Origin of the sequence: Pseudomonas sp. E6002, assembly GCF_013385565.1 — a bacterium.
In the GTDB taxonomy this organism is placed as follows: domain Bacteria; phylum Pseudomonadota; class Gammaproteobacteria; order Pseudomonadales; family Pseudomonadaceae; genus Aquipseudomonas.
This window is the reverse complement of the sequence record NZ_JACAPT010000010.1, coordinates 148739-170339: the sequence shown is the minus strand read 5'-3', so window position 1 is coordinate 170339 and position 21601 is coordinate 148739. Positions and strand designations below refer to the sequence as shown.

At 62.0% G+C, this 21601-nt stretch carries 20 protein-coding genes; 9 read left to right on the top strand and 11 right to left on the bottom strand.

Going from position 1 to position 21601, the window contains the following annotated elements:
* Position 1 precedes the first annotated feature (1 nt).
* From HX815_RS10805 to HX815_RS10775, 7 genes are read right to left on the bottom strand one after another with little or no spacing between them, the layout of a single operon-like run.
* Entirely contained in the window at positions 2-826 is an 825-nt protein-coding gene (locus HX815_RS10805; RefSeq protein ID WP_003207489.1) for an amino acid ABC transporter ATP-binding protein, read from the bottom strand.
* The gene (locus HX815_RS10800; RefSeq protein WP_003207487.1) at positions 813-1505 is read right to left on the bottom strand and encodes an amino acid ABC transporter permease; all 693 of its coding nucleotides are present in this window, start codon (positions 1503-1505) and stop codon (positions 813-815) included. Before HX815_RS10800 ends, HX815_RS10805 begins: the two co-directional genes overlap by 14 nt.
* Positions 1495-2229 (bottom strand): amino acid ABC transporter permease, encoded by a 735-nt coding sequence (locus HX815_RS10795; RefSeq protein WP_003207485.1) that lies wholly within the window; start codon positions 2227-2229, stop codon positions 1495-1497. The genes HX815_RS10800 and HX815_RS10795 overlap by 11 nt, the downstream gene beginning before the upstream one ends.
* Positions 2226-3437 carry an aminotransferase class I/II-fold pyridoxal phosphate-dependent enzyme gene (locus HX815_RS10790; RefSeq protein WP_177028183.1) on the bottom strand — a complete coding sequence of 404 codons (1212 nt, stop codon included), beginning with the start codon at positions 3435-3437 and terminating at the stop codon, positions 2226-2228. The genes HX815_RS10795 and HX815_RS10790 overlap by 4 nt, the downstream gene beginning before the upstream one ends.
* Positions 3434-4855 carry an FAD-binding oxidoreductase gene (locus HX815_RS10785; protein ID WP_177021967.1) on the bottom strand — a complete coding sequence of 474 codons (1422 nt, stop codon included), beginning with the start codon at positions 4853-4855 and terminating at the stop codon, positions 3434-3436. Before HX815_RS10785 ends, HX815_RS10790 begins: the two co-directional genes overlap by 4 nt.
* Complete coding sequence (locus HX815_RS10780; protein ID WP_177028182.1) at positions 4848-5654, bottom strand: transporter substrate-binding domain-containing protein; 807 nt, start codon at positions 5652-5654, stop codon at positions 4848-4850. Before HX815_RS10780 ends, HX815_RS10785 begins: the two co-directional genes overlap by 8 nt.
* Positions 5655-5657: 3 nt before the next feature.
* The gene (locus HX815_RS10775; protein ID WP_177028181.1) at positions 5658-6494 is read right to left on the bottom strand and encodes a transporter substrate-binding domain-containing protein; all 837 of its coding nucleotides are present in this window, start codon (positions 6492-6494) and stop codon (positions 5658-5660) included.
* Positions 6495-6733: 239 nt separating this feature from the next.
* Between HX815_RS10775 and HX815_RS10770 the strand changes: the two genes are divergently transcribed.
* Complete coding sequence (locus HX815_RS10770) at positions 6734-7594, top strand: LysR substrate-binding domain-containing protein (RefSeq protein ID WP_003207477.1); 861 nt, start codon at positions 6734-6736, stop codon at positions 7592-7594.
* A 3-nt stretch (positions 7595-7597) separates the two neighbouring features.
* Here HX815_RS10770 and dnaQ read toward each other — a convergent pair whose 3' ends face one another.
* The 3 genes from dnaQ to HX815_RS10755 form a co-directional block, all read right to left on the bottom strand.
* The gene (gene dnaQ, locus HX815_RS10765) at positions 7598-8338 is read right to left on the bottom strand and encodes a DNA polymerase III subunit epsilon (protein ID WP_162835175.1); all 741 of its coding nucleotides are present in this window, start codon (positions 8336-8338) and stop codon (positions 7598-7600) included.
* Between the two features lie 70 nt (positions 8339-8408).
* Entirely contained in the window at positions 8409-8861 is a 453-nt protein-coding gene (gene rnhA / locus HX815_RS10760; protein WP_003207474.1) for a ribonuclease HI, read from the bottom strand.
* Positions 8862-8962: 101 nt separating this feature from the next.
* Positions 8963-9721, bottom strand: a complete 759-nt coding sequence (locus tag HX815_RS10755; protein ID WP_003207473.1) for a class I SAM-dependent methyltransferase — start codon at positions 9719-9721, stop codon at positions 8963-8965.
* Between the two features lie 65 nt (positions 9722-9786).
* Here HX815_RS10755 and gloB point away from each other — a divergent pair, with 65 nt between their 5' ends.
* From gloB to HX815_RS10720, 7 genes are all read left to right on the top strand, one after another.
* Positions 9787-10554 (top strand): hydroxyacylglutathione hydrolase, encoded by a 768-nt coding sequence (gene gloB, locus HX815_RS10750; protein ID WP_177019987.1) that lies wholly within the window; start codon positions 9787-9789, stop codon positions 10552-10554.
* A 98-nt stretch (positions 10555-10652) separates the two neighbouring features.
* Positions 10653-12065 carry a lytic transglycosylase domain-containing protein gene (locus tag HX815_RS10745; protein WP_008435202.1) on the top strand — a complete coding sequence of 471 codons (1413 nt, stop codon included), beginning with the start codon at positions 10653-10655 and terminating at the stop codon, positions 12063-12065.
* Positions 12066-12233: 168 nt separating this feature from the next.
* Positions 12234-14063: an extracellular solute-binding protein gene (locus HX815_RS10740; protein ID WP_008435204.1), complete on the top strand. Its 1830-nt coding sequence runs from the start codon at positions 12234-12236 to the stop codon at positions 14061-14063.
* Positions 14060-15898 carry an extracellular solute-binding protein gene (locus tag HX815_RS10735; protein WP_134326414.1) on the top strand — a complete coding sequence of 613 codons (1839 nt, stop codon included), beginning with the start codon at positions 14060-14062 and terminating at the stop codon, positions 15896-15898. Before HX815_RS10740 ends, HX815_RS10735 begins: the two co-directional genes overlap by 4 nt.
* A 1-nt stretch (position 15899) precedes the next feature.
* Positions 15900-16973, top strand: coding sequence for a microcin C ABC transporter permease YejB (locus tag HX815_RS10730; RefSeq protein WP_008435207.1), 1074 nt, complete (start codon positions 15900-15902; stop codon positions 16971-16973).
* A 1-nt stretch (position 16974) separates the two neighbouring features.
* Positions 16975-17994 (top strand): ABC transporter permease, encoded by a 1020-nt coding sequence (locus HX815_RS10725; protein WP_008435209.1) that lies wholly within the window; start codon positions 16975-16977, stop codon positions 17992-17994.
* 1 nt (position 17995) lies between these two features.
* Positions 17996-19600, top strand: coding sequence for an ABC transporter ATP-binding protein (locus tag HX815_RS10720; protein ID WP_087692395.1), 1605 nt, complete (start codon positions 17996-17998; stop codon positions 19598-19600).
* 38 nt (positions 19601-19638) lie between these two features.
* Here the strand turns inward: HX815_RS10720 and HX815_RS10715 are convergent, their stop codons facing one another.
* A complete protein-coding gene (locus HX815_RS10715; protein ID WP_008435212.1) occupies positions 19639-20484 on the bottom strand; it encodes an oxidoreductase in 846 nt (281 codons plus the stop codon).
* 110 nt (positions 20485-20594) lie between these two features.
* Between HX815_RS10715 and HX815_RS10710 the strand changes: the two genes are divergently transcribed.
* The gene (locus HX815_RS10710) at positions 20595-21506 is read left to right on the top strand and encodes a LysR family transcriptional regulator (RefSeq protein ID WP_003207454.1); all 912 of its coding nucleotides are present in this window, start codon (positions 20595-20597) and stop codon (positions 21504-21506) included.
* The last annotated feature ends 95 nt before the right edge of the window (positions 21507-21601 follow it).

The following is a 21601-nucleotide window of genomic DNA, read 5'->3' as shown; positions in this document are numbered from 1 at the left end:
GTTAGACGGACAGGGTGTAGCGGCTCAGGTTGGTCAACAGGTACGGATCGTTGGCGATCGGCGGCCGACGGCCGGGATCGCCCAAGGCATGGCGCAGGAATTCCTGGGTCCGTTCACTGGTGGGGCGCTGGAAGATCTGCTCGGCGCTGCCGTGCTCGACGATCACGCCGTTTTCGGTGAAATAGACGATGTCGCTGATCTCTTCGGCAAAGCGCATTTCGTGGGTCACCAGCACGCAGGTCATGCCTTCTTCGGTCAGCTCGCGAATCACCGTCAGTACTTCACCGACGGTTTCCGGGTCCAGGGCCGAGGTCACTTCATCGAACAGGATCAGCTCGGGGCGCATCGCCAACGCCCGGGCAATCGCCACCCGCTGCTGTTGGCCGCCGGACAATTGGCCCGGATAGGCATCGGCCTTGTGCTCCATGCGCACCTTGGCCAACAGCGCCCGGGCATCTTTCTCGGCATCGGCACGGTTGCGACCGAGCACCTTGCGCGGGGCGATCACCAGGTTTTCCAGCACGGACAAATGCGGGAACAGGTTGTATTGCTGGAATACAAAACCCACACGCTTGCGCAACTCGATGCGCTGGGCTTCCTGGGTCAGCGTATCGACCCGGGTTTCGCCCACGCGAATGGTGCCGCGCTGAGGCTGCAACAGGCCGGTGATGCAACGCAGGATGGTCGACTTGCCCGAGCCCGACGGGCCGATGATCGACACCGCCTGGCCGCGATGCACGTCGAGGTCGATGCCCTTGAGCACCCGGTTGTCACCGAACGACAGCTGCAAATCCCGCAGGCTGACCAGGGGTTCAATAGAAGGCATAACGGCGCTCCAGGCGTTGGGTCAAACGGGAAATCGGGTAGCAGTAGGCGAAGAACAGGACCAACAGGCTGAGGTAGATCACCACGGTAAAGCCGGTCATGTTCACGGTGTTGCTGGCGATCTGTGCGGTATCGATCACGTCGTGCACGCCCACCAGCGACGCCAGGGCGGTGCCCATGGTGACCACCGCGTAGAGGTTCATCCACGGCGGCAACATGCGCTTGAAGCACTGGGGCAGAATGATCGAGCTGAATATCTGGCCGCGGGTAAATGCCAGCGAGCGCGCCGCTTCCCATTGGGTGCTGGGGATCGAGCCGATGGCGCCGCGAAAGATCTCCGCCACGTTGGCGCTGGCCGGCAATGCCAGGCCAATCGTCACCTTGACCCAGTCCGGGAACGACACGTAGCTGCTGCCGATATGGATCTCGAACGGGAACACGTAGGTGGTGAAATAGATCAGCACCAGCCACGGTGCATTGCGGAAAACCTGCACCCAGATCCGCGCGGGCAACCGCAGCAGGCGCAACGGCGACAGGGCCAACGCGCCCACCATCAGGCCCAGCAGCGAGCCGAGACCAATCGCCACCAGGCTGATCAGGATGTTCTGGCCGAAACCAGTCACCAGCGCCGGCGACCATTGCAGCAACGCCGACAGCACCGGGAATGAATCAATGGCCATAGCCGGGCATCCTCAGGCGCGCTTCCAGCCAGCGCCCCACACAATTGACGGTAAAACTCAGCAAGCCGAAAAAGCTCAGGATCAGAATCATCAGCTCCAGCACGTTGTCGCTCTGGGTCCAGATCATGATCGAGGCGTAGGTGATATCGCCCACGGCGATGGCCGAGGCCACGGCGGTCATTTTCACCAGGTCGATCAGGTTGTTGATCAGCGACGGCAGCGCGAAACGCAGGGCCAACGGCAACTGCACATTCCACAGCAATTGCCGGCTGCTGAAGGCCAGGGAGCTGGCGGCTTCCAGGGTCACGGCGGGCACCGCCTCGATGCCGGCGCGCAGGGCTTCGGCGTGGAACGCGCCCTTGTGCAGCGAAATCACGATCACCACCCAGGCAAACGGCGTCAGCGGGTTGGCCGCGCCGACGGCCTGGGTCAGCAGCATGTTCAACACCAGGAATGCGCAGTACAGCTGCACCAGGGTCGGCGTGTTGCGGGTGACTTCGATAAACACCCGCGCCGGTTTGGCCAGCCACGGGTTGCCGGAAGTCAGCAGCGCTGCCAGGCTGATCCCGGCCAGCAGGCTGCCGACGATGGTGAACAGGCACAACAGCACCGTGGTCAGCGCGCCCTGCTCCAGGGTGCCGCGCTGATAGGCATCCAGCAGGAAGCTGTAGTTGAGGCCGATACCGGCGGCCCAGTGCACAAAAAGCTCCAGCCAATGACTCATTCGACGCCCCGCAGCTTGCCGCAGGCGACAGCGATACGGCGGCCGGCCTCGGCCACGCTGTCGGTCGCGGTGGCGATGGACAGGCGAAACCACGGCGACAGGCCGTAGGCACTGCCCGCTACTCCGGCGACGCCCTCCTCCAGCAAGTACGCGACGACATCGCCATCATCGTCCAGGCGCTGACCGTCCGGGCGATAGCGACCAAGCAACCCGGCGCAACGCACGAACACGAAAAAGCCGCCCTGAGGTTCGAGTACTTCCAGGCCCTCGACGGTGCCGAGGGCCATCATCAACAGGTCCCGGCGCAGCTGATAGGCCGCTACCTGCTCGGCCAAAAAGCCCAGTCCGCCGGTGAATGCCGCCAATGCAGCAGCCTGGCCCACGGAGGAAGCACCGGAGGTGGATTGCGACTGAACAACCGCCATTGCATGGGTCAAGGCCTGCGGCCCGGCGCCGAAACCGATGCGCCAGCCCGTCATGGCGTAGGTCTTGGACACGCCGCCCACCAGCAGGCAACGGTCCTGCAAATCCGGCGCGACGTTCAGCAGGCTCTGGGCCGGGCGGCCGTCGAAGCGGATGTGTTCGTAGAGTTCATCCAGCAGCACCAGCACCTGGGGATGGCGACGCAGCACCTCGGCCAGCGCATGCAGTTCAGCCTCGCCATACACCGCACCGCTCGGGTTGCCCGGGCCGTTAAGGATCAGCCAGCGCGTGCGTTGATTGATGTGTTGCTCCAGCTGGGCGGGCAGCAGTTTGCAACCCTGCTCCAGCCCGCACTCGATAAAAACCGGCTCGCCACCGTTGAAGCGCACGCTGTCGGGGAACGACGGCCAGTAAGGCGTCGGCACCAGCACTTGATCGCCTTCGTCGAGGGTTGCGGCGAAGGCGTTGAAGATGATTTGTTTCGCGCCGTTGGCGATCACGATATTCGGCAGCGAATAGTCCAGATGGTTTTCTTCGGCCAGTTTTCGCTGCACGGCCACGCGCAAGGCTTTTACCCCGGGTGTCGGCGTGTACTTGGTGGCGCCCGCAGCAATGGCTGCGCAGGCGGCTTGCTTGATGTGCTCCGGGGTATCGAAATCCGGCTCGCCGGTGGTCAGGTCCAGGATGTCGCGCCCGGCGTCACGCAGTTCCGTGGCGCGGGATTTGGCCGCCGCATTGGCCGACAGCGACACGCGCTGCACCCGCTTGGACAGGTGAACGGTCATGGCTGTACCTCCAGGACTTTGCCGGGATTGAGCAGGTTTTTCGGGTCGAGGGCCCGCTTGATGCGGCGCATCAGGTCCAGTTCCACCGGGCTTTTGTAGCGGCCCAGCAGGCCGACCTTGCGCTGGCCAATCCCGTGTTCGGCGCTGATGGAGCCGCCGTGGGCGTGGGCGCTGTCGTGTACCAGCAAGCTCAATTCGGCGTAGTTGCGCATGTGCTCGTCAACCGTTGAATCCAGCGGATGGGCGACGTTGTAATGCAGGTTGCCGTCCCCCAGGTGCCCGAACGTGAAGTTGCGAACACCGGGGAAATGCGTCTGCAACAGCGCATCGGTATGGGCGACGAAGGCGACGATTTGCGAAATGGGCACCGAGATATCGTGCTTCATATTGCGTCCGGCACGCTTCTGCGCTTCGCTCATGTTCTCCCGCAGCAGCCATAGCGCTTCGCTTTGCGCCAGGCTTTCGGCGATCAGTGCGTCGGCCAGCAGTGACTGTTCGAAGGCTTCACCGAGGACCGTTTCGAAGGCTTCGCGGGCGTGGGTTTCACCGTGGTTATCCGACAGCTCCAGCAAGGCAAACCAGGGTTGGCTGGCGTTGAAAAACGGTTGCGGGCCCTCGGGAAATTGCTCGCGCAGCAACGCCAGGCAATCGGCGCTGAGCAATTCGAATGCAGTGAGGTTTGCACCAAAACCGGCGCGGGCATGGGACAGGAACGCCACCGCCTGGGCCAACTCGTCAAACGCCAGCAGCGCTGTCGCCTGGGCCTTGGGCAGCGGGAACAGCTTCAGGGTCGCGGCGGTGATAATCCCGAGGGTACCTTCGCTGCCCACGTACAAATCCCGCAGGTCGTAGCCGGTGTTGTCCTTGCGCAACCCTCGCAGGCCATTCCAGATTTCGCCTTCGGCGGTCACCACTTCCAGGCCCAGGGTCAACTCGCGGGTGTTGCCATAACGCAGCACGGCGGTGCCGCCTGCATTGGTGCCAAGGTTGCCGCCGATGGTGCAACTGCCTTCGGCGCCCAGACTCAATGGAAACAGGCGACCGGCTTCACGGGCCACGTCCTGGATGTTTTGCAGGATGCAGCCGGCTTCGACGGTCAGGGTGTCGTTGTCGGTATCGATCACGCGCACCCGGTTCATGCGGTCGAGCAGCAACAATACCGCGCGGCCGCTGGCATCCGGTGTGGCACCCGCCATCAGGCCGGTGTTGCCGCCCTGGACCACGATGGGCGCTTCCAGGGCGACACACGCACGCACCACGGCGGCCACTTCCTCGGTGTTGGCCGGGTGCACCACGGCGATTACCTGGCCGGTGTAGCGGCCCTGTTTGTCGGTCAGGTACTGAGCGGCGTCTTCGCTGCGCTGCACATGGGCGGCGCCGAGCAGTTGTTGCAGGGTGGCGAATAGCGCTTCACTCATGGCTGTACTGCTCGTGCAGATCACGCAGGGCTTGGGACGGAGCCATGCCGGTACGTTCGCCGAGGGCGATCAACCAGCCGCTGCGATGCCAGTCGCGCACGATGGCGTCGAGCCTGGCCTGGGTGTCGTGTTCGCCTTTGCGGATCCAGATCACGGATTTGGACGGGATCAAATCCCCCGGCAACGGGATCTCGTAGCCGGACCATTCGGCATCCTCCAGCAGCGCATGCATGGTCGGGCTGACGTGCACCGCCGCCACGCAGCCATTGCCGCGCAACGACAGCAGGGATTCGGACTGGCTGCGGAACGCCTTGATCTGCGCGCCGTAGGTTTCCTGCAACGGCTTGATGAAGTTGCTGCCCTGGGACACGCACACCGGCTTGTCCTTGAGGTCGGCCCACTGGGTGATGCCGGCGCCTTTGCGGATCAACGCCGCGCCGCCGACCTCTTCATAGGGCGTGGGCACGTAGTCGAGAATCTCGGCGCGTTCGTCGGTGTACTGCATGTTGGCGATCAGCACGTCGACCTTGCCCTGTTGCAGGAACTGCACGCGGTTGGGCGCCAGTACCGAAACGGTCCTGGTCTCCACACCCAGCGCCTGGCCCAGGCCCTTGGCCAGTTCGACGTTGTAGCCCAGGTGTTCGCCGGTCTTGGGGTCGATGGTGCCGAACGGCGGACCGCTGAGGATCACGCCGACGCTGATGGCGTGGCGTTGCTGGATCTTGTCGAGGGTGGCGTCGGCGTGGACCAGGCTGGCGCACAGTGCCAGGCCCAAGGCAGTCAGGGTTCTCAATGTCATGTGTCAGGCGCCCTTGAACTGTTTCTGCAACTCCACCAGCGCCGGGGACGCCGGGGTGATGTGGTTGCGGGTCTGGGCTTCGATCAGCCAGCCGCTGCGGTGCAGTTCCTTGACGATGGGGTCGAGTTTGGCCTGGGTGTCGCTCTCGCCACGGCGGGTCCAGATCACCGATGGCGCAGGGTTCAACTCGGGACTGAGGGTGCGATAATCCTTCCATTCGGCGCTGTCGTTGATCAGCGGGTTGACCAGGGTGGAGTCATGCACCGCAGCGACGCAGTTGTTGCCGCGCAGGGCCAGCAGGGATTCCGACGAGCTCTTGAAGGCCTTGATCTGCGCGCCCAGTTCGGTCAGCGGCTTGACGTAGCTGCTGCCCTGGGAGGTGCACACCGGCTGGTCCTTGAGATCTTCCCAGCGGGTGATCTTGCTGTCCTTGAGTACGACAGCAGTGCCGCCGATCTTGTAGAACGGCGTCGGCACGAACCCGAGGATCTCGCCACGCTCGGCGGTCCATTCCATATTGGCGATCAGCAGGTCGACCTTGCCCTGTTGCAGGAACTGCACACGGTTGGCCGGCAATACCGGCACCAGCTGCACCTCGGCGCCCAACTGACGGCCCAGCTCGTTGGCCAGGTCGACGTTCAAGCCCCTGGGCTTCTGGGTGGTGGGGTCGATGCCGCCAAACGGCCCGCCAGACAGCAGCACGCCGACCACCAGCACATGGCGCTGCTGGATCTTGTCCAGGGTCGCATCGGCCTGAGCCACTGCGCTGCCGCCCAGGGCGATCAACGCGCCCAGGACCACAGGCAACCTTCGTTTTACCGCCGCGCGCAAAAACCCCATGGAACTCCCCTCATTAGCGATCGGCGTACCCCGACCTGATGTGGGGGCATGCTAGGGAGAGTGCCGGGCTAACGGAAATTCAAATATCTAATATCGTTATAACTTCCCGTATATGGACGCGCTGACTTTTGGCCATATACTCGAATTCATTAGCCCTCGTAAAAACCCGGCGCGACAAAACATAAACATCTGTAATGTTTATCTTCGCACCCTTGATATAAAAACGCCCTGGAATGGCCATGTCGACCCTCGATCTTGAACTGCTCCGCACCTTTATCGCCGTGGTCGACCACCACAGCTTTGCCGAAGCCGGCACTCACCTGGCACGCACACAATCTTCCGTCACCCAGCATATGCAGCGTCTGGAACAACAAGTGGGCGTCAGCCTGTTTGAAAAACGTGGCCGGCAAAAACAACTGACAGAACCCGGGATGCAGCTGTTGCGGCATGCGCGGCAGATGCTCTCGCTGAATGACGATGCACTCAATTCCTTGCGGGAAAGCAGCCTGAGCGGCGTACTGCGTATCGGCTCGCCCCACGACATCGCCGACACCATCCTGCCGCCGATCCTCAGCCACATCGCCCGCTCGGCACCGCGCCTGCGCCTGGAGATCGACGTCGGGCGCAGCCCGTTCCTGATGGATGACCTGCACCGGGGCAAGGTCGACATGGTGATTTCCACCCGCGCCGATGCCAACCTGGAGGGTTTTGCGCTGCGCACCTCGCCGGTGTGGTGGATTTGTTCGGCGCAATACATTCACTCGCCAAGCGAGCCGCTGCCATTGATTCTGGTGGATGAGCCGAGCATTTATCGGCGCTACGCCCTTGAGGCGCTGGAACGGGCGAATATCCCGTGGCGCCAGGCGTACCTGGCATCGAACCTGATCGGTATCAAGGCGGCAACCCGCGCAGGGCTCGGCGTGACCCCACGGAGCATGGAGATGCTCGGGCCGGATATGCGGGTATTGGGGGAAAACGATGGATTGCCGAGGATGCCGGAGGTCACGTACTACCTGTGGATCCGTCCGAACACGGCGAACCCGATTGCACGCAAGGCATATGACCTGATCAGGGCCAGCCAGGGGCTGGCGCTGGGGTGACGGTTATTGCTGGGTCAATTGGGTCCACAACGCGGGTGCGCCGGCAGACTTGGCGATCGCCTCGAGGCGCGCTGCATGCTCGGCCATGTCCTGCTCGCTGGCACGAATGATCGTGGTGGGCTGGCGATCCGCTGGCAGGCGGCGGATTTCCGAAGGACGATTGCCCGAGCCTTCCGCCGAACCATTGCCGTCCGAGGCATTACCGGCCAGGGACAGGCTGGTCTGGCCACCGGTCATGGTCAGGTAGACGTCGGCGAGAATCTCGGAGTCGAGCAACGCGCCGTGGAGTTCACGGCCGGAGTTGTCGACGCCATAGCGTTTGCACAACGCATCGAGGCTGTTGCGCTGGCCCGGGTGACGCTCACGCGCCATCATCAAGGTGTCGAGGATCGAGCAGTGCCGGGTGATATCAGCCCGGTCGGTCTGCCCCATCAGCGCGAATTCGTTGTTGATGAAGCCAACGTCGAACGCCGCGTTATGGATGATCAGTTGCGCGCCGTTGATGAACTCAAAGAACTCATCCGCCACTTCGGCAAACCGTGGCTTGCCCACCAGGAATTCGTTGGTGATGCCGTGGACGCCGATGGCGCCTTCGTCACTTTCCCGGTCCGGTTGCAGGTAGACGTGAAAGTGCCGGCCGGTGAGGCGGCGGCCCATCAGTTCGACACAGCCGATTTCAATGATCCGGTGGCCGTCGGTCACCGGCATGCCGGTGGTTTCGGTATCGAGTACAACAGATCGGATGGCCATCAGGGTTCAGCTCTCAACGGTTTGGTACATTTCAAAGGGCGGGATCTTAACACGTCAACCGGCATCAGCTCTGTTTGTAGCCGCGCACTTCATCCACACCGCGGTTGGCCAGTTGGTCGGCCCGCTCGTTGCCGGGATGGCCGATGTGCCCGCGCACCCATTTCCAGGTGATGTTGTGGCGATTGCATTGCTCATCGAGCAATTGCCACAGGTCGGCGTTTTTCACCGGCTCCTTGGCCGCAGTCTTCCAGCCGCGCTTCTTCCAGTTGACCATCCACTCGTTGATGCCCTTCATCACGTACTGGGAGTCGGTCACCAGCAATACGTCGCAACGGCGCTTGAGCTCTTCCAGGCCACGGATCGCGCCCATCAGTTCCATACGGTTGTTGGTGGTGTTGGCTTCGCCGCCCCACAGTTCCTTCTCCACGCCCTTGCACACCAGCAAGGCGCCCCATCCGCCGGGGCCGGGGTTGCCCTTGCAGGCGCCATCGGTGAAGAGTTCTACGGTATCGGTCATTTCACTGTCCATTAAAGCGGGATCCATCAAAGCGGGTTGCCGATAATCGACCGACAAGTGCCCGAGGTCGAGAGGCTCGACCTGAAATCAAAAAGGTATGTTTACTGTTCGCTCTGCTTGCGATTGACCTTGGCCATCGGCATCGGCACCAGCTTGCCCATTGGCTCGCGACGCACCTGGCGCACCGGGCGCAGGCCAACGACGATCTTGCGCGCCACCAACAGGTAGAAACCCCCGCCGGACAATTGCCAGGCACCGGCCCTGCGTTCCCAGCCGGCCAGCCGGCCTTGCCACTTGGCAGACGCAAGCGGCGGACGATAGCACCCGAAGCGGCGTTTCTCCAGCGCAAAGCCCAGCAGGTTCAACCAGTCGCCGACTCGCGACGGCGAGATGCAGCGCGCCTGGCGCAGCCCGTCATGGGCGAACACATGGCGCAAGCCCCAACTGCTCCAGGGGTTGATGCCAATGATCAGCAAATGGCCACCAGGGCGCACGCTGCTGGCAGCTTCGCGCAGCAAACCGTGGGGCGACAGGCAGAAATCCAGGCCATGCTGCATCACCACCACATCGGCCGCATGCTCGCTCAACGGCCAGGCCTGCTCCTCGCAGACGATTTCAACCCCCGGCAGCGGCGCCCCCAGGCGCACATTGCGTTGCACCTGGGGTGCCGACGGCGGGGTTTGTGCCGACGGCCCGTAATGCACCAGGTAACCACCAAAGAACCGACCCAGCTCGTCTTCGAGCATGCGCCGTTCTTCATCCAGTAAAAATTGCCCGACAGGCCCGGACAGCCATTCACGGGCGGCACTGATCAGTGCCAGCCACTCGGGATCGGCCTGGGCGAACGCTTTATCAGTCATTGCATTCTCCAACGCGCCAAGAAGCTCTAAGATGCACCAATGTGTTCAGCTTGGCGAATCAAAGAATGATACAGATCAGTGCCCTGCCCGCCTTCACCGATAACTACATCTGGTTGTTACAGGATCAGCCGAACAAGCGCTGCGCGGTGGTCGATCCCGGTGATGCCGCGCCCGTGCTGGCCTGGCTCCAGCAGCATCCCGAGTGGACCCTCAGCGACATCCTGGTGACGCACCATCACCATGATCATGTCGGCGGCGTCGAGCAACTTAAAAGTGTTTCAGGCGCCACGGTCTACGGCCCGGCAAATGAAAAGATCCCGGCGCGGGACGTGGCACTCCAGGATAACGACCGCATCAACGTGCTGGGTTGGGACTTCGAGGTGTTTGCCGTACCCGGCCATACCCTGGGGCACATCGCCTTTTATCACGAGGGCGTGCTGTTCTGTGGCGACACCCTCTTCGCCGCCGGTTGTGGCCGCCTGTTCGAAGGCACCCCGCAGCAAATGCACACCTCACTGGAGCGCCTGGCGGCCTTGCCGGCCAACACGCTGGTGTACTGCACCCACGAATACACACAAAGTAACCTGAAATTCGCCCAGGCCGTGGAACCGCATAACGCGGATATCGCCGAACGGGTGGAGAACGTGCGGCAACTGCGGGCGAACGGCCAGATAACATTGCCTTCGACTTTGGCCCTGGAAAAACGCACCAACCCTTTTCTGCGGACCTCTGAAACATCCGTTAAAGAAAAAGCGGACGAACGGAATGGCCTCGATAACCGGGCCGGGAGTGAGGTGTTTGCTAGCTTGAGGTCGTGGAAAGATACGTTCTAAGCGCGTGGAATTTAGTACGTAATTTCTGAATGGTTGACCGCAACCCACGCGCTTTCTAGAATCGCCCGACATTTTTGCCCGGAACTTACTTCCAGCCAATGTCGTCATCTATTCGTAAAACCAACCATTCAGACGCATTGACCCGCCTGGCTCAAGCCGTGGCGGTGGCTGTGTCCGCTACTCTGGCGGGCTGCCAATCGACCCATTTTGCCGCACAATCCACCGTGCAACCCAAGCCAAACCTTACCGCCAAGATCAAGCAAAAACCCCTTTGGCTATCAGAGAAGCCAAGCCCGGAAGTGCCCCAGGATGTCTGGGAACGCATGCGCCGGGGCTTTCAATTGCAGGACGGGTTAGGCGTCAACCCGCGCATTGAACAGCAACGATTGTGGTTTGCCAGCAACCCATCCTTCCTCGAGAACGCCGGCGAACGCGGCAGCCTCTATATTCATTACATCGTCGAACGCCTTGAAGAACGCAACATGCCCCTGGAGCTGGCGCTGCTGCCAGTGATTGAAAGTGCCTACAACCCAATGGCCTATTCCCGCAGCGATGCGGTCGGCCTGTGGCAGTTCGTTCCCGCCACCGGGCGCTATTTCAACCTGCGCCAGACCCGCGCCTACGACGGCCGCCGCGACATCACCGCCTCCACCACCGCAGCCCTGGACTACCTGACTCGCCTGCATGACATGTTCAACGGCGACTGGTTGCTGGCCCTGGCGGCTTACAACGCCGGTGAGGGCACGGTCAGCCGGGCCATCGAGCGTAACGAGAAGCTCGGCTTGCCGACGGACTACTGGAACCTGCCACTGCCCCAGGAAACCAAGGACTACGTGCCCAAGTTCCTGGCGCTGTCCCAGGTGGTGCTGGCCCCCGAGGCGTATGGCGTCAACCTGAACCCGATCGCCAACACGCCGTACTTCGAAGTGGTAGAAATCAAAACCAGCATGGACCTGTCACGGGTCGCCGCGCTGGCCGAGATTGACGAAGACGAACTGTTCCAGCTCAACCCTGCCTTGAAACAGCGCACCACCCTGGACGGCCCGCAGCATTTGCTGGTGCCGACGTCCAAGGCGCAGTTGCTGGCCAGCAGCCTTTCGGCGATGAAGCCCGAAGAATTGCTGAGCATGCGCCCGAAAAAGCCGGTGTTCGACGACGTTGAGCACAAGGCCATTGCCGGTCGCACCCGCAACTACAAGGTGCGCAGCGGCGACAACCTGACGCTGATCGCCAAGGCCAACAAGGTCGATGTACATGACCTGCAGCGCTGGAACAAGCTCAACGGGCAGGCGCTCAAGGTCGGCCAGACCCTGGTGATGCAGGACACCCGCAAGCTGGTGGCCAAGGCCGACAGCAAGAAGCCGGTGCAGTACAAGGTCAAGAAAGGCGATTCGCTGTACATCGTCGCCAAGCGCTTCAACGTCGAGATGCAACATCTCAAGCGCTGGAACCCACGCACTGGCCAGGCCCTGAAACCTGGGCAGATGCTGGTGGTTTCCGGGCCGCGCTAAGCAGCAAACACGAGGGGGAACTGGCAACAGCTCCCCCTTTGTTCTTCACCCTGCCAACCCCCATCCAAGCCTGTAGTCTCCCTCCTGCGGCGCCAGCCTTTTTCCAATCGGAACAAGCTGTTACTGTACGGTTCATAAAGCCCAAGCCGCCTGGATCGGATCCCTGACTTGAAGCGTCCCCTCCTTCTACTAATAAGTCTGGCCTTGAGCTTTTCCGCGAACGCGACCATTACCGAGAGCCACGGTTATGCGCAGTTCGGCACGCTCAAGTACCCGGCCAAATTCACCCACTTCGACTGGGTAAACCCCGCAGCGCCCAAGGGCGGCACCTTGCGGGTCATGGCGTTTGGCACGTTCGACACCCTCAACCCTTATACCTTCAAGGGTTCCAGCCCGGTTTCCACCGCCAATTTCCTGCAATATGGCGTCAACGAGCTCAATGAGCCGTTGATGGTCGGCACCGGCCAATATGCCCCGTCCGGCGATGAACCGACTTCCAGCTACGGCCTGATTGCCCAATCGGTGGAATACAGCGAGGACCGCAGCTGGGTGGTGTTCAACCTGCGCCCTGAAGCACGCTTCCACGATGGCAAGCCGATCACCGCCTACGACGTGGCGTTTTCCTATCGCACGCTGCTGACCGAAGGTCACCCGCAGTACCGCACCAACCTGCAGGAAGTGGCCCGGGTCGACATTCTTAACCGGCATCGCATTCGTTTTGTGTTCAAGCGCGCCGGCAACCCGTTGCTGATCCTGCGCCTGGGCGAGCTACCGGTATTGCCCCAGCATTACTGGAAAAACCGCGATTTCAAGGCCACCACCTTCGAGCCGCCGCTGGGCAGTGGGCCTTACCGCATCAGCAAGGTCAGCCCCGGGCGACAACTGGTGTTCGAGCGGGTCAAGGATTACTGGGGCAAGGACCTGGCGGTCAACCGTGGTTTGTATAACTACGACAAGGTCGAGGTGGAGTTCTACCGCGACAGCGACGTGGCCTTCGAAGCGTTCAAGGCCGGCGAGTTCGATATCTATATCGAGCACCAGGCGAAGAACTGGGCCAACGGCTACAACTTCCCGGCGGTCAACCGCGGCGATGTGATCAAGGCGCAGATCGCCCACCAGATACCGACCCAGAGCCAGGGCCTGTTCATGAACAGCCGGCGCCCGGCCTTCAGCCAGGCCAAGGTCCGCGAAGCGTTGGGGCTGATGTTCGATTTCGAGTGGACCAACCGCACCCTGTTCAGCGGCGCCTATAAACGCAGCCTCAGCTATTACCCCAACAGCGAATTCTCCGCCACCGGCGTGCCGACCGGTCATGAGTGGCTGATGCTGTCGCCCTATCGCGACCAACTGCCGGCCAACCTGTTTACCCAGCCATTCAGCCTGCCCCAGACCGACGGTCGTGGCATTCCTCGCGACACGATGCGCCGCGCCCTCGCATTGTTGGCGGACGCCGGCTGGAAGCTGTCCGGGCAACGCTTGCTCAACAGTGACGGGCAGCCGCTGAGGCTGGAGATTCTGCTGGTGAACCCGAACCTGGAGCGCATCCTGCAGCCCTATGTCGAGAATCTGACAAGCATCGGCGTCGATGCCCGCTTGCGCACGGTAGACCGCGCACAGTACAAACAACGCCTCGATCAGTTCGACTTCGACATGATTCTGATGACCCTCAACCAGACCCTCAGCCCCGGCCTTGAGCAGTGGCAGTATTTCCACTCCAGCCAGGCGGGGATCAAGGGCAGCAAGAATTACGCAGGCATCGCCAACCCGGTGGTCGACCACCTGCTGGACCAACTGCTGGCCGCGCAAACCCGTGAAGAACAGTTGGCCGCCGGCCGGGCGCTGGACCGCGTCCTGCTGTGGCAGCACTACAGTATTCCCAACTGGTACCTCAACTATCATCGCCTGGCGTACCGCAACCGGTTCGCCTTCGTCACCACGCCGCCCTACAGCCTGGGCCTGAGCGCATGGTGGCTGAAAGCTTCGGAGAAAGCCCAATGATACCTTTGCGTACTGCGATCCTTGGCAGCCTGCTGTTTTGCGCCGCGGCCAATGCGGCCCCGCAACATGCCCTGACCCTCTACAACGAACCGCCCAAGTACCCCGCCGATTTCAAACACGTCGACTACGTAAATCCGGATGCCCCCAAGGGTGGTACCTTCCGCGTATCCAGCATGGGCAGCTTCGACAGCCTCAACCCATTCATCAGCAAGGGCGTGCCGGCAGATGATATCGGCCTGATCTACGACACCCTCGCCCAGCAAAGCCTGGACGAACCCATCACCGAATACGGGCTGGTGGCCGGCAAGATCGAAAAGGCCCCGGACAACAGCTGGGTGCGCTTCTACATCCGCCCCGAAGCGCGCTTCCACGACGGCCACCCGATCCGTGCCGAAGACGTGGTGTTCAGCTTCCAGACGCTGATGAAGGACGGCTCGCCGATCTTCAAGACCTACTACGCGGATGTCGACGAAGTGATCGCCGAAGACCCGCTGCGGGTGCTGTTCAAGTTCAAGCGCACCAACAACCGCGAACTGCCGCTGATCCTTGGGCAACTGACAGTGTTGCCCAAGCATTACTGGGAGGGCCGCGACTTCTCCAAGGGCAACCTGGAGATTCCGCTGGGCAGCGGCCCGTACAAGGTGGCCGAGGTCAAGGCCGGGCGCTCGATCCGCTATGAGCGGGTCAAGGACTACTGGGCCAAGGACCTGCCGATCAACAAGGGCTTCTACAACTTCGATAACCGGGTCACCGATTACTACCGCGACAACACCGTGGCCCTCGAAGCCCTCAAGGCCGGGCAGTTCGATTACTGGCTGGAAATCAGCGCGAAAAACTGGGCCAATGCCTACAACACCCCCGCCGTCACCCAGGGCCGCCTGATAAAGGAAGAAATCCCCAACGGCAACCCCACCGGCATGCAGGGCTTCGTGTTCAACACCCGCAAACCGATGTTCCAGGATGTGCGGGTGCGCAAGGCCATCAGCCTGTTGCTGGACTTTGAATGGAGCAACAAGCAACTGTTCAACGGCGCCTACACCCGCAGCCGCAGTTATTTCGAAAACTCCGAGATGGCCGCCACCGGCCTGCCCGGCCCGGATGAGCTGGCGATTCTTGAACCGCTGCGGGACAAGATCCCGCCCCAGGTGTTTACCGAAGCCTTCGAGCCATCGAAGACCGACGCCAGCGGCATGATCCGCACCCAGCAGCGCGAGGCCTATCAACTGCTGCAAGAGGCCGGCTGGAAGATCGTCGACGACAAGATGGTCGACACCACCGGCAAGCCAGTGACCATCGAGTTCCTGCTGGCACAGACCGAGTTCGAACGCATCCTGTTGCCGTTCAAGCGCAACCTGGCAGACCTGGGGATCGACCTGGTGATTCGCCGGGTCGACATCTCGCAGTACATCAACCGCATCCGTTCGCGGGACTTCGACATGGTGGTGGGCAGCTTCCCGCAATCCTCATCGCCGGGCAACGAGCAGCGCGAGTACTGGAAGTCATCCAGCGCCGACAAGCCCGGCAGCCGCAACTACATCGGCCTGAAAGACCCGGCCATCGACCAGTTGGTGGAAGAACTCATCGACTCCGACTCGCGCAAGAGCCTGGTGGCCCACGCCAAGGCCCTGGACCGCGTGCTGCAGTTCGGCTACTACGTGATCCCCAACTGGCACATCAAGACCTTCCGCGTGGCGTATTGGGACCACCTCGGCCATCCGAAGGTCTCGCCACGGTATGACGTCGGCACCGCCACCTGGTGGAGCAAACCCGACGTGAAACCTGCGATAACCGTGGACACCAACCAGAGCGCCGATCCGGCGAGCGGGGGCGACTGAGATGCTGGCCTATATTTTTCGTCGACTGCTGCTGATCATCCCGACCCTGTTCGGCATTTTGCTGATCAACTTTGTGATCATCCAGGCCGCCCCGGGTGGCCCGGTGGAGCAGATGATCGCCAAGCTCGAAGGCTTTGAAGGCGCCACCAGCCGGATTGCCGGGGGCGGTGCCGAAGTCTCGGTGGCCGGTTCCAGCTACCGCGGCGCCCAGGGCCTGGACCCGGCGCTGGTGAAGGAAATCGAGAAGATGTACGGCTTTGACAAGTCGGCGCCGGAACGCTTGTGGATCATGGTCAAGAACTACGCCCGGCTGGATTTTGGCGACAGCTTCTTTCGCGATGCGAAGGTCATCGACCTGATCAAGGAAAAGATGCCGGTGTCCATCTCCCTCGGATTATGGAGCACCCTGATCATGTACCTGGTGTCGATCCCCCTGGGGATCGCTAAGGCTACGCGGCACGGCAGCCACTTCGACGTCTGGACCAGCTCGGCGATCATCGTCGGCTACGCGATCCCGGCGTTCCTGTTTGCGATCCTGCTGATCGTGGTGTTCGCCGGCGGCAGTTACTTCGACTGGTTTCCGTTACGCGGGCTCACGTCCAACAACTTTGATGAGTTGAGCTGGGGCGGCAAGGTCCTCGATTACTTCTGGCACCTTGCCCTGCCGGTGACCGCCCTGGTGATCGGCAACTTCGCCACCATGACCCTGCTCACCAAAAACAGCTTCCTCGACGAGATCAACAAGCAGTACGTGGTCACCGCCAAGGCCAAGGGCCTGACCAACCACCGCGTGCTGTACGGCCATGTGTTTCGCAACGCGATGCTGCTGGTGATTGCCGGCTTCCCGTCGGCCTTCATCGGCATTTTCTTCACCGGCTCGTTGCTGGTGGAAGTGATCTTCTCCCTCGACGGCCTGGGCCTGATGAGCTTTGAAGCGGCGATCAACCGTGACTACCCGGTGGTGTTCGGCACCCTGTTTATCTTCACCCTGCTGGGATTGGTGGTGAAGCTGATCGGCGACCTCACCTACACCCTGGTCGATCCGCGCATCGACTTCGCCAGCCGGGAGCATTGAGATGAATCTATCCCCCCTCAATCGTCGCCGGTTCGAGCGTTTCAAGGCCAACAAGCGTGGCTGGTGGTCGCTGTGGCTGTTTTTGATCCTGTTCGGCCTGAGCCTGGGCGCCGAGCTGATCGCCAACGACAAGCCGCTGGCGGTGCACTACGACGGCGACTGGTATTTCCCGGCGCTCAAGCGCTACCCCGAGACCACCTTCGGCGGCGAATTCCCGCTGGAAGCCAACTACAAGAGCCCGTATATCCAGGAGCTGCTCAAGGCCAAGGACGCGTGGACGTTGTGGGCGCCGATTCCGTACAGCTACCAGAGCATCAACTACGACCTGAAAGTTCCGGCCCCCGCCCCGCCGTCACGGGACAACCTGCTGGGCACCGATGACCAGGGCCGCGATGTGCTGGCGCGGGTGATCTACGGGTTCAGGATTTCCGTGCTGTTTGCCCTGACGCTCACCGTGCTCAGCTCGATCATCGGCGTGATCGCCGGCGCGTTGCAGGGCTTCTACGGTGGCTGGGTCGACCTGGCCGGCCAGCGTTTCCTGGAGATCTGGTCCGGCTTGCCGGTGCTGTACCTGTTGATCATCCTCGCCAGCTTCGTGCAACCCAACTTCTGGTGGCTGCTGGGGATCATGCTGCTGTTTTCCTGGATGAGCCTGGTGGACGTGGTGCGCGCCGAGTTCCTGCGCGGGCGTAACCTGGAATATGTGCGGGCGGCCCGGGCGCTGGGGATGCAGAACGGCGCGATCATGTTCCGCCATATCCTGCCCAACGCCATGGTCTCCACCATGACCTTCATGCCGTTCATCCTGACCGGGGCGATCGGCACCCTCACCGCGCTGGACTTCCTGGGTTTCGGCCTGCCGGCCGGCTCGCCGTCCCTGGGTGAACTGGTGGCCCAGGGCAAATCCAACCTGCAGGCGCCGTGGCTGGGCATGAGTGCGTTTGCCGTGCTGGCGATCATGTTGAGTCTGCTGGTGTTTATCGGCGAGTCCGCTCGCGATGCATTCGACCCGAGGAAATGAGATGAATCAGGACAATCTGATCGAAGTCCGCGACCTCTCCGTCGAGTTCGTCGTAGGCAACAGCCACCAGCGGGTGGTGAACAACGTCAGCTTCGATATCAAGCGCGGCGAAACTTTGGCACTGGTGGGCGAAAGCGGCTCGGGCAAGTCGGTCACGGCGCACTCGATTTTGCGCCTGCTGCCTTACCCGCTGGCACGTCACCCGTCGGGCACGATCCAGTACGCCAACCACGATTTGCTGACCCTGAAGGAAAAGACCATCCGGCATATCCGCGGCAACCGGATTGCGATGATTTTCCAGGAGCCGATGACCTCGTTGAACCCGCTGCACTCCATCGAGAAGCAGATCAACGAAGTGCTCGGCCTGCACAAGGGGCTTACCGGCAAGGTGGCCACCAAACGCACCCTGGAGCTGCTGGAACTGGTAGGCATCCCCGAGCCCCACAAACGCCTCAAGGCCCTGCCCCATGAGCTGTCCGGCGGCCAACGCCAGCGGGTGATGATCGCCATGGCCCTGGCGAATGAGCCGGAGTTGCTGATTGCGGACGAGCCGACCACGGCACTCGACGTCACCGTGCAGTTGAAGATCCTGGAGCTGCTCAAGGAATTGCAGGCGCGCCTGGGCATGGCCTTGCTGTTGATCAGCCACGACCTGAACCTGGTCAGGCGCATTGCCCACCGGGTATGTGTGATGCAAAAAGGCTGCATCGTCGAGCAGGCCGAATGCGAAAGCCTGTTCCAGGCGCCGCAGCACCCTTACACCCAGGAGCTGCTGGCAGCGGAACCCAGCGGCGGCCCCGCCACCAATGAAGTCGGCCCACCGTTGCTGGAAGTCGATGACCTGAAGGTCTGGTTCCCGATCAAGAAAGGCTTCCTGCGCAATACCGTCGATTACGTCAAGGCGGTGGATGGCATCAACTTCAGCCTGCCCCAGGGCCAGACGCTGGGCATCGTCGGTGAAAGCGGCTCGGGCAAATCCACCCTGGGCCTGGCAATTTTGCGGCTGATTGCGAGCAAGGGTGGCATTCGCTTCGAAGGCCATCAGATGGACAAGCTCAGCCAGCAACAGGTGCGCCCACTGCGCCGGGAAATGCAGGTGGTGTTCCAGGATCCGTTCGGCAGCCTGAGCCCGCGCATGTGCGTGAGCGAGATCGTCGGCGAAGGCCTGCGTATCCACAAGATGGGCACTGCCGCCGAGCAGGAAGCGGCGATTATCGCCGCGCTGAAGGAAGTGGGCCTGGACCCGGAAACCCGCAATCGCTACCCCCACGAATTTTCCGGCGGCCAACGCCAGCGCATCGCTATTGCCCGCGCCCTGGTGCTCAAGCCCCGGCTGATTCTGCTGGACGAGCCGACCTCGGCCCTCGACCGTACCGTGCAGCGCCAGGTGGTGGATCTGCTGCGCAACCTGCAGGCCAAGTACAACCTGACCTACCTGTTCATCAGCCACGACCTGGCGGTGGTCAAGGCCTTGAGTCACCAACTGATGGTAGTAAAACACGGGCAGGCGGTTGAACAGGGAGATGCACCCGCGATCTTCGCCAACCCCCAGCATGCCTACACCCGGCAACTGCTGGAGGCGGCGTTTTTGGTGCCCGGCCCCTAGCAGTAGAACCACCGTAGCAGCTGTCGAGCCATTGGGTGTCAGAAATCGGTTGAGGCCGACAATTCACGCCAGGCAGCGGTCTCTTCCTTGACGTAGGCCAGCTTGTCCTCAATCGCCTGCAACGTGTCGGTGCCCAGGGCCAGGCGCATCGGCGGATGCGGCGCTTCCACCAGCTTGATCATGGCCACTGCCAGCAGCTCCGGGTTACCCGGTTGCTGCTGGTTGTAGACCTTGGCCAGCTTGCGCACCTCGCCGGACGTGGCGGCGTAGTCGTCGATGATCAAGGGCGACTCCACCAGGGAGTTGCCATCCAGGAAGTCGGTACGGAAATAACCCGGCTCCACCACCGTCACCTTGACGCCCAAGGGTGCCAGCTCTGCGTGCAGCGCCTCGCTCAACCCTTCAACGGCAAACTTGGTCGAGCAGTACGTGCCGAACCCCGCCCCGGAACGGAAACCGCCCACCGACGAAATATTGATCACATGCCCGCTGCGCGCCTGGCGCATGAACGGCAATACACCGCGAGTGACATTGAGCAGCCCGAACACATTGGTTTCATACAAGCGGCGAACCTCATCGGCAGACGCCTCCTCCACCGCGCCCAGCAGGCCAAAACCGGCATTGTTGACCAACACATCAATGCGCCCGAAGTGCTCAATGGCGGCACGGGCAACGTCGGCAGCCTGGGATTCGTCGGTCACGTCCAGTTGCACCGCCAGCAGCCCGGGTTGCTCACCGAAGCGTTCGGTAACGGTATGGGCGTTGCGGGCCGTCGCCACCACCGCATCACCGTGGGCCAGAGCTGCCGCGACGATTTTCGCGCCGATGCCCCGGGAAGCCCCGGTTACCAGCCAAACACGCTTGAAGGAATGTGCCGTTGTCATGATCCGTACCTGATGGAGTGAATGTGGAGCCAAGGTACGCTGAGGCATTAGCCTGAAAAACCGTCTCGTGCTACAAGCACTCTGAAACAGAATTTCATAATGGCTGACCGATGAACCTTGATCCCTTCAATGGCTTGACCGAATTTCTCGCCGTGGCCGAACTGAAGAGCTTCACCCAGGCCGCTGCACGCCTCGGCGTAACACCGACCGCGGTCAGCCATGCGGTGAAGACCCTGGAGAAGCGCACGGGTGTGGTGCTGTTCCAGCGCACCACGCGCCGGGTAGCGCTGACCGAGGCCGGCATGACGCTTTACAGCCGCCTGCGCCCCGCCGCCGGGGAGATTGACGAAGCGCTGGCGGCCCTCAGTGGCTACCGCGACCGGCCCATGGGCACCCTGCGGCTGACGGTACCAAGGTTGTCGGGCAAGTTGCTGATCGAGCCGTTGATCCCGCGTTTTCGCGAGGCCTTTCCCGATGTGGTGCTGGATATTTCCCTCGACGATGCCACGGTGGACCTGGTGACCGAGGGCTTCGACGCCGGTATTCGCCTGGGGGAATCCATCGACAAAGACATGGTTGCCGTGCGCCTGACCCCGGACCTGAACTGGTCGGTGGTGGGCTCTCCCGCCTACTTTGCCAAGGCCGGCAAGCCGACAACGCCGGAAGCGCTCACGGCCCATCAAACCATCGGTTATCGCTTCCTGACCTCGGGCATGGCACACCGCTGGGAATTCGAGCGGGCGGGCCGGGAGTTTACGGTCGGCGTTCAAGGCGGGTTGATCGTCAATGACCGCAACCTGATGATCGCCGCCGCGCGGGCCGGCCAGGGCCTGGCGTACGTGAGTGATTTCGAGGTCATGGAGGACCTGGCTTCAGGCGCACTGGAGCCCGTGCTGCAATCTTTCGTACCGCCAAGCAGCGGGCTGTACCTGTATTTCCCCGCCCGAACCCAGAGCCAACCGAAACTGCGGGCCTTTATCGACCTGGCCACCGCATGGATTGCCGAAAAGCGTGGGCGCTGACAACGCCGCAAAAGCAAACCAATATCATTTGCGCAGTGCCCGGCCCTTTGGTTTAATCGCGACCAATTCTTATTTACGCCAAGGCTTCTGCGCCA

What these genes read in the sequence shown, in the direction of transcription:
- HX815_RS10805 (WP_003207489.1), bottom strand. Translation starts at nt 826, where the DNA reads ATGCCTTCTATTGAACCCCTGGTCAGCCTGCGGGATTTGCAGCTGTCG.
- HX815_RS10800 (WP_003207487.1), bottom strand. Translation starts at nt 1,505, where the DNA reads ATGGCCATTGATTCATTCCCGGTGCTGTCGGCGTTGCTGCAATGGTCG.
- HX815_RS10795 (WP_003207485.1), bottom strand. Translation starts at nt 2,229, where the DNA reads ATGAGTCATTGGCTGGAGCTTTTTGTGCACTGGGCCGCCGGTATCGGC.
- HX815_RS10790 (WP_177028183.1), bottom strand. Translation starts at nt 3,437, where the DNA reads ATGACCGTTCACCTGTCCAAGCGGGTGCAGCGCGTGTCGCTGTCGGCC.
- HX815_RS10785 (WP_177021967.1), bottom strand. Translation starts at nt 4,855, where the DNA reads ATGAGTGAAGCGCTATTCGCCACCCTGCAACAACTGCTCGGCGCCGCC.
- HX815_RS10780 (WP_177028182.1), bottom strand. Translation starts at nt 5,654, where the DNA reads ATGACATTGAGAACCCTGACTGCCTTGGGCCTGGCACTGTGCGCCAGC.
- HX815_RS10775 (WP_177028181.1), bottom strand. Translation starts at nt 6,494, where the DNA reads ATGGGGTTTTTGCGCGCGGCGGTAAAACGAAGGTTGCCTGTGGTCCTG.
- HX815_RS10770 (WP_003207477.1), top strand. Translation starts at nt 6,734, where the DNA reads ATGTCGACCCTCGATCTTGAACTGCTCCGCACCTTTATCGCCGTGGTC.
- rnhA (WP_003207474.1), bottom strand. Translation starts at nt 8,861, where the DNA reads ATGACCGATACCGTAGAACTCTTCACCGATGGCGCCTGCAAGGGCAAC.
- HX815_RS10755 (WP_003207473.1), bottom strand. Translation starts at nt 9,721, where the DNA reads ATGACTGATAAAGCGTTCGCCCAGGCCGATCCCGAGTGGCTGGCACTG.
- gloB (WP_177019987.1), top strand. Translation starts at nt 9,787, where the DNA reads ATGATACAGATCAGTGCCCTGCCCGCCTTCACCGATAACTACATCTGG.
- HX815_RS10745 (WP_008435202.1), top strand. Translation starts at nt 10,653, where the DNA reads ATGTCGTCATCTATTCGTAAAACCAACCATTCAGACGCATTGACCCGC.
- HX815_RS10735 (WP_134326414.1), top strand. Translation starts at nt 14,060, where the DNA reads ATGATACCTTTGCGTACTGCGATCCTTGGCAGCCTGCTGTTTTGCGCC.
- HX815_RS10730 (WP_008435207.1), top strand. Translation starts at nt 15,900, where the DNA reads ATGCTGGCCTATATTTTTCGTCGACTGCTGCTGATCATCCCGACCCTG.
- HX815_RS10725 (WP_008435209.1), top strand. Translation starts at nt 16,975, where the DNA reads ATGAATCTATCCCCCCTCAATCGTCGCCGGTTCGAGCGTTTCAAGGCC.
- HX815_RS10720 (WP_087692395.1), top strand. Translation starts at nt 17,996, where the DNA reads ATGAATCAGGACAATCTGATCGAAGTCCGCGACCTCTCCGTCGAGTTC.
- HX815_RS10715 (WP_008435212.1), bottom strand. Translation starts at nt 20,484, where the DNA reads ATGACAACGGCACATTCCTTCAAGCGTGTTTGGCTGGTAACCGGGGCT.
- HX815_RS10710 (WP_003207454.1), top strand. Translation starts at nt 20,595, where the DNA reads ATGAACCTTGATCCCTTCAATGGCTTGACCGAATTTCTCGCCGTGGCC.